The following is a 6,248-nucleotide window of genomic DNA, read 5'->3' as shown; positions in this document are numbered from 1 at the left end:
GCGAGGGAGCTTGCTCCCGCTTGAGTGCGTAGCGCTCACAAAATCTGCGTCGTTTGCCGCATTTTGGGGCCGCTTCGCAGCCCACCGGGAGCAAGCTCCCTCGCCACAAGAGTTGTTGCAGGACCTATAACAAAACGCCCCACTCTCAATGAGAGCGGAGCGTTTTTTATGAGGCTCAATCAAGCGAAACTTGGGGTTTCGCTGCTTTCTTCAACCAGTTCCAGGGCGATGTTGTTCTGTGTGTTGATCTTGCGATACAGCACAGCATCGGTTTCCAGAACTTTTTCCCGCGCCGGGAAAATTTCCGCCAGTTTGGTTGCCCATTCGCCGGAGGTCTTGGCCGGGAAGCATTTTTCGATCAGTTCCAGCATGATCGAAACCGTCACCGACGCGCCAGGCGAAGCGCCAAGCAGTGCGGCCAGCGTACCGTCCTTCGCCGCCACCAGCTCGGTACCGAACTGCAGAATGCCACCTTTTTTCGGGTCTTTCTTGATGATCTGCACCCGTTGGCCGGCCACTTCAAGGCGCCAGTCTTCGGCTTTCGCCTCCGGGTAAAAACGGCGCAGGGAATCGAGTCGTTGCTCCATCGACTGCATCACCTCGCTGACCAGGTATTTGGTCAGGTCCATGTTGTTTTTCGCCACGGCCAGCATCGGGCCGATGTTACCGGCGCGAACCGACATCGGCAGGTCCATGAACGAACCGTGCTTGAGAAACTTGGTGGTGAAACCGGCGTAAGGTCCGAACAGCAGCGACTTCTTGCCATCCACCACACGGGTGTCGAGGTGCGGCACCGACATGGGCGGCGAACCGACCGCTGCCTGGCTGTACACCTTGGCCTGGTGATGTTTGACCACGTCCGGATTGTCGCAACGCAGCCACTGGCCGCTGATCGGGAAACCGCCGAAGCCTTTGCTTTCTTCGATGCCCGACGCCTGCAACAACGGCAGTGCCGCACCGCCTGCGCCGAGGAATACGAATTTGGCGTCGACCTCACGGCTGTTGCCGCTGTTGACGTCCTTGATGCTGACGGTCCAGCCGCTGCCGTTACGCTTGAGGCCGGTCACGCGCTTGCAGTACTTGACCTGGGCATCGGGTGCGCTGGTCAGGTGCTTGAGCAATTGGTTGGTCAGGGCGCCGAAGTTGACGTCGGTGCCGTTGATCACGCGGGTGGCGGCCAGCACTTCGTCAGCCGGACGGCCCGGCATCATCAGCGGCATCCACTCGGCCATCTTCGCTTTGTCTTCGGTGTATTCCATGTCGGCAAAGGCGTGGTGCTTGCTCAGCACGTCGAAGCGTTCCTTGAGGAAGGAAACGCCGCCGTCGCCCTGCACGAAGCTCAGGTGCGGCACCGGGCTGATGAAGGTTTTGCACGAGCCGAAGGTGCCTTTTTTGGTCAGGTACGACCAGAACTGCTTCGACACCTCAAACTGGGTGTTGATGTGCACGGCTTTCTTGATGTCGACGGTGCCGTCGGCGGCCTGCGGCGTGTAATTGAGCTCACACAGCCCGGCGTGGCCAGTACCGGCGTTGTTCCACGGATTGGAACTCTCGGCAGCACCGGAATCCATCAGCTCGACGACTTCCAGCTTGATCGCGGGGTCGAGCTCTTTGAGCAGTACCGCCAGGGTGGCACTCATGATGCCGGCCCCAACAAGTACTACGTCGACTGCTTCGTTATGCGCCATTTAACGCGTCTCCAAAATCTGCAGCACCAAATTGTCGGCATGGCTGCCAGGCGGTTCGGGGCGTGTCAGTGAAGCCCCAGGTCGCCGTGGCGGTGATGCCATGTCCGAATCTTCGCAATTCATCGCAACTTCGACGGACGCTACCGGCCGGGTCAATGAGGTCTATGAACTCATTTCAACGCGCGGCTGGCAATTCGACTTATGGTCGAGTCATCCGTTTGTGCAACCAAATCCGTAGCGGACAGGCTTCAGGCTCCGGTGTTCGAGGAGTACTCGGTCCTGTGTCGTTGGGCTGTTTCAGACGCTAATGGTGCATGTTCAGACGCAAAACTATTCATTTGCTCGCCACACTCTTGTGAAGTTGTGAAAACCCGTTTTTTTTCACGCTCTTTTGAAGACGTGAACCTCAAAAAGGGCTGTCCAGGCCTGGCACTGTGCCCGAGTGAGTAGCCGACATGGATGTCATGACAGGCAAAAACGGGCAAACAAGCTCAGTGACCGAGCGGAATGACAGCTCTGCAGATTCGCGAAAAGTGGAGGTTTTGCCAGAGGAACAGCAAGCGCGCCAGCTTCACTCGATCTGTGTGGGCGGCTCTCTGTGGGCGGTACAAGGTGCCAATGCAAGCGCATTGGCGATGTCGCGAGGCCCGATCAGGAGACGTCCTTATAATCGGGGGGAGATTGTAGCGAAGAAACGTGGGGAAATGGACGTGTTTAATGACTTTTATTAAGCGTCTGGTCAGGTGGTCAACAGATGTTGCACGCGTGAGCGTGGACGACGCGGGCTGACGCGTGCGCTGGGCGGCAACGCCTGGTGCAGCCAGTTGAGACGGATTTCTTCGATTTCGACCCAGCCATCGCCCATCGGCTGGAGGCTGCACTGCTTGAAAGCCTGGCAGTGACCGTTGCGGTCGAGCAGGGCGAAGCAGCGGTGCAACGGGCGTGGCGCGAACAGCGAGATGAGATAGCGCATGACGAAATACCGTGTGAGGGTGATTGCTGTGAAGAGTGCCAGCGACGCGTGACGCAGCCATGTATGAGCGATGACATCTGTGTGACAGGAACCGCTACCCGCCGGCTTTGTCAGAGTTTTCAGCAATCGTTGCGAGACGCTAGGTCGCGACGATGGCGCACCGCTATACTGCCGGCCTGTTAGTGCCTGATTCTGGAGAGATGAGCATGTTGCAACGCCTGTTGTTCGGTTTGATCACTGTGACCGGTTTGACCCTGGCCGGCTGCGCCCACAGCCCGCAACAACTGAATCCCGAGCCGAAGCTGAACGCTCAACTCGCGCCGGTCGGCCGCGGTCAGCCGGTGGTGGTGAGAGTGGTGGACGGTCGTCCTTCGCCAACCCTGGGCACCCGGGGTGGCATGTACCCGGAAACCAGCGCGATCACGGTGCAGGGCGCGCAGATCCTGCCGAAACTGCAAGCGCAAGCCGAAGCAGCCGTACGCCTGTTGGGCTTCACGCCAACCTCGAACGCGATGAACGCGCCGCAATTGACCGTGACCCTCGCCGAGCTGAAATATCAGTCGCCGAAAGAAGGCATGTACGTGACTGAAGCGACCATCGGAGCGACGTTCCGCTCCGATGTGCAAAACGCCAATCGCCGTTACAGCGGCCGTTACGGCGCTTCGCTGGACCAGCGTTTCGGTATGGCGCCTAACCAGGAAACCAACACCAAGCTGGTGAGTGATGTCTTGAGTGACGCGCTGACTCGCCTGTTCAAGGACCCGACGGTAGGTCAGGTTCTCGCCGAATGATCGTACGCTGAAATCAAAAAGCCCGGTGCCAGTGATGGCTCCGGGCTTTTTTGTGCCTGCTCGTTTTGGCAGGCTTTTGTGGGAGTGAGCTTGCTCGCGATGGCGGCGCGTCGGACGACTTCAATAGTGAATGTCGAGCCCTCATCGCGAGCATGCTCGCTCCCACAGTGATATACGGTTTCAGGCGGCCTGCGAATAGAAATCGAGAACACTGACACCCGTCAGCAAATCCATCTCCGGCAAATCCGCATGCTGGTGCCCGCCCAGTGCGCAGTAGACCAGCCAATTGCGATCCTGAACGTTGAAAGCGAGGCTGCCGACCAACGCCTGTTGTTCGTCATTTTGTGCGATGAGGTAAAGGCGGTCCTGATTTTCGGCGTGCAGCATGGTGATGTCCGTGTCGTTTTCGAGGGGCGCCAGACTGGCTTATTCAGATGACGGTGCCGTGACACAGAGCAACACTCTGTCGGATGTTTCGCTGTTTTTTGTCAGAAATGAACGGCACGCGGGCAGGCTTTCGGTAGAATCCGCCCCGCGGTCGCCGGTCGGGCGACCTTGCCCAGGGTTTGCCGAGGTTTGAGATGTCGCTGCATTTGATCACGCTGTTTACTGCCCATCCCGCCAAATTGATCAACCTGCTCGCCCTGTTTCTGGCGTTCCCCGGCAGCTGGCTGCTGCATGCCACGCGTCAACGTGAGCAGCGCGCGCTGGCCAGCCTTCAGGCTCAGCGTCAGAGTCGGCCCAGTGAAGAGCCTGCGCTGGATTGGGCGACCCTGCGCATGAACCGGTTTTTTTACCGCTTCGGCTTTGCCTGCCTGGGCGTGGCGCTGCTGGTGTCGTGGATCAGTACCCGGGTTTGAATCCCGCTTTAAGCAAAAGGATTGTCCGAACGCAGCACGCGCCTGCGGCACCTCCTTAGGCGCACACAAGTCCCCTCGCCACAGGGGATGTGGTGCAGACAGACAAAAACGGCGCCTCGAAGGCGCCATTGTCGTATCCAGCAAAACCTACAGCGCCAGTCCCGCCTTCACCCGATACTGATTGCGCACCGGCGTCGCATACTGCTGCACCATGAACGGACGGTGTTCCGACGGACATTCAGCCAGGCGACGCTGCCATTCTTCCTGCGCCTTGGCCAGTTCGTCCGACTCGAACACCTCGGCGGCCAGTGGCACCAGCAGCTGCGGGTCGGCATCTTTCCACTGCGCGTAAGCCAGGTAATGCACCGGGAACAGGCGATATCCACCGAGGATCTGCTTGTCCATCTCGATTGCCAACAACTTGGTGTCTTCAAACAGTTCGGTGATCGGCGCGGCGAAATTCACATGCACACGACCCTTGTAGCCGGTGATGCCCTTGGCGATGCTCACATCATCCTCGCCTGGCACTTTGGTGTAAGTGCCGGTGGTGGCGCGGATGTACAACTCGCGCGCTTTGGCCTGATCGCACGGGTCGTATTCATAGCTGATCGACACCGGGGTTACGTTCAGCGAGCGAATGACTTCACCGAACGGCTCGTCCTTGCGGCTCATGTGGAACATCTTCAGGATCGCCGACTCGGTGCGGTCGTCGCCATCCTTGGCCCGGCCTTCTGCCTGGGCAATCCAGATCGAAGCGCAGTCGTTGCGAATCGAGTGGTTGATGTATGCCGATAGCAACTGATAAGCCGCCATTTTCTCGCGTCGACCACTGATGGATCGGTGCACGATAAAGCTCTTGTTCAGACGCATCAGGTCGCTGACGAAGGGCTTCTGCAACAGGTTGTCACCAATCGCGATACGCGGCGTCGGTAAACCGGCGTGATACACGGCATAGTTGACGAAGGCCGGGTCCATGACGATGTCGCGGTGGTTGGCGATGAACAGGTAGGCACTGCCGGACTTGAACTGCTCGACGCCGGTATAGGTGACGCCGTCGGTAGCGCGTTCGATGGTGTGGTCGACGTAATATTCGACCTTGTCCTGCAAAGTCGCCACCGAAGTGATGCCGGCAAACTCACGGCGCAGCTTATGGGCTATAAGGGGTTTGAGCATCCAGCCGAAGGCACCGGCATAACGCGGGAAGCGGAAGTGAATGAGGATGTCTAGAAATGCCTTGTCGCCGAGCAGCCGGTTCAGTACCGCTGGGACTTCGCTGTCGTCGTAAGGTCGGATGGCATCGAATTCGCCCATCATGCTCTCTTGTTAGAAACGGCTAGGGTAAGTAAAGGTTTTTGATCGAAAACCAACAGGGCACGGTCTGAAAAGTGGGCCAGACAAAAATAGCCCTGCAAATAGACCGGCGATTATACGCACAAGTCACCTGGGAGACCGCGATGCTGGAAACTGCGCAGTATGATTGTCCGTATTGTGGTGAAGGGGTCGAGACGTCCGTCGACCTGTCGGGGGGGGATCAGACCTATATCGAAGACTGCCAGGTGTGCTGTCGGCCGATAACGTTTGTGCTGCAGGTGCACGGCAAGGAATGGCATCTCGAAGTGTTCAGCGAAAACGAGTAAGGGGCGGCCATGCAGCGAATCTACGAACCGGAAAACCTGATGGAAGGCGAGCTGCTGCAAGGGATGCTCGCCAGTGAGGGCATCGAGGCGCATCTGGCCGGGCGTGATCTGGTCGGTGGCGGTGGCGAACTGCCGATATTCGGCCTGTTGGGCTTGGCGGTCGAAAACGACCAGGCTGACTACGCCCGCGAACTGATCGCTGCGTACAATGCGGCGCTGCCGCTGCCCGGGGAAGAACCGGACAGCTTTCCCGGCACGCTGGTCTGTTAGGCTGACGTTCGTTTTATCAAGAGTCGTGT

8 protein-coding genes are annotated in these 6,248 nt (G+C 58.5%); 4 read left to right on the top strand and 4 right to left on the bottom strand.

Going from position 1 to position 6,248, the window contains the following annotated elements; translation table 11 throughout:
• Positions 1-179: 179 nt before the first annotated feature.
• Positions 180-1,688: a malate dehydrogenase (quinone) gene (mqo, locus tag DU29_RS0116595; protein ID WP_028622682.1), complete on the bottom strand. Its 1,509-nt coding sequence runs from the start codon at positions 1,686-1,688 to the stop codon at positions 180-182.
• A 739-nt stretch (positions 1,689-2,427) separates the two neighbouring features.
• A complete protein-coding gene (locus tag DU29_RS0116585; RefSeq protein ID WP_028622680.1) occupies positions 2,428-2,661 on the bottom strand; it encodes a hypothetical protein in 234 nt (77 codons plus the stop codon).
• 206 nt (positions 2,662-2,867) lie between these two features.
• On the opposite strand from DU29_RS0116585, the gene DU29_RS0116580 reads away from it, so the two are divergent.
• Positions 2,868-3,452 (top strand): YajG family lipoprotein, encoded by a 585-nt coding sequence (locus DU29_RS0116580; protein WP_028622679.1) that lies wholly within the window; start codon positions 2,868-2,870, stop codon positions 3,450-3,452.
• 180 nt (positions 3,453-3,632) lie between these two features.
• On the opposite strand, the gene DU29_RS0116575 is transcribed toward DU29_RS0116580, so the two are convergent.
• A complete protein-coding gene (locus DU29_RS0116575) occupies positions 3,633-3,839 on the bottom strand; it encodes a hypothetical protein (protein ID WP_028622678.1) in 207 nt (68 codons plus the stop codon).
• 194 nt (positions 3,840-4,033) lie between these two features.
• Between DU29_RS0116575 and DU29_RS0116570 the strand changes: the two genes are divergently transcribed.
• Complete coding sequence (locus DU29_RS0116570) at positions 4,034-4,312, top strand: hypothetical protein (RefSeq protein ID WP_028622677.1); 279 nt, start codon at positions 4,034-4,036, stop codon at positions 4,310-4,312.
• Positions 4,313-4,459: 147 nt separating this feature from the next.
• Here the strand turns inward: DU29_RS0116570 and DU29_RS0116565 are convergent, their stop codons facing one another.
• Positions 4,460-5,623, bottom strand: coding sequence for a 1-acyl-sn-glycerol-3-phosphate acyltransferase (locus DU29_RS0116565; RefSeq protein WP_028622676.1), 1,164 nt, complete (start codon positions 5,621-5,623; stop codon positions 4,460-4,462).
• 143 nt (positions 5,624-5,766) lie between these two features.
• Here DU29_RS0116565 and DU29_RS0116560 point away from each other — a divergent pair, with 143 nt between their 5' ends.
• Positions 5,767-5,949 (top strand): CPXCG motif-containing cysteine-rich protein, encoded by a 183-nt coding sequence (locus DU29_RS0116560; protein ID WP_028622675.1) that lies wholly within the window; start codon positions 5,767-5,769, stop codon positions 5,947-5,949.
• Between the two features lie 9 nt (positions 5,950-5,958).
• Positions 5,959-6,219 carry a putative signal transducing protein gene (locus DU29_RS0116555; RefSeq protein ID WP_028622674.1) on the top strand — a complete coding sequence of 87 codons (261 nt, stop codon included), beginning with the start codon at positions 5,959-5,961 and terminating at the stop codon, positions 6,217-6,219.
• Positions 6,220-6,248: the final 29 nt, after the last annotated feature.

This window comes from Pseudomonas sp. Ant30-3 (assembly GCF_000690905.1).
In the GTDB taxonomy this organism is placed as follows: domain Bacteria; phylum Pseudomonadota; class Gammaproteobacteria; order Pseudomonadales; family Pseudomonadaceae; genus Aquipseudomonas.
Note: the sequence above shows the minus strand (reverse complement) of the source record. Positions and strands in the feature narration are given on the sequence as shown.

Bases quoted from the DNA above. Each gene is read 5' to 3' on its own strand.
- mqo (WP_028622682.1), bottom strand. From the start codon at position 1,688: ATGGCGCATAACGAAGCAGTCGACGTAGTACTTGTTGGGGCCGGCATC.
- DU29_RS0116585 (WP_028622680.1), bottom strand. From the start codon at position 2,661: ATGCGCTATCTCATCTCGCTGTTCGCGCCACGCCCGTTGCACCGCTGC.
- DU29_RS0116580 (WP_028622679.1), top strand. From the start codon at position 2,868: ATGTTGCAACGCCTGTTGTTCGGTTTGATCACTGTGACCGGTTTGACC.
- DU29_RS0116575 (WP_028622678.1), bottom strand. From the start codon at position 3,839: ATGCTGCACGCCGAAAATCAGGACCGCCTTTACCTCATCGCACAAAAT.
- DU29_RS0116570 (WP_028622677.1), top strand. From the start codon at position 4,034: ATGTCGCTGCATTTGATCACGCTGTTTACTGCCCATCCCGCCAAATTG.
- DU29_RS0116565 (WP_028622676.1), bottom strand. From the start codon at position 5,623: ATGGGCGAATTCGATGCCATCCGACCTTACGACGACAGCGAAGTCCCA.
- DU29_RS0116560 (WP_028622675.1), top strand. From the start codon at position 5,767: ATGCTGGAAACTGCGCAGTATGATTGTCCGTATTGTGGTGAAGGGGTC.
- DU29_RS0116555 (WP_028622674.1), top strand. From the start codon at position 5,959: ATGCAGCGAATCTACGAACCGGAAAACCTGATGGAAGGCGAGCTGCTG.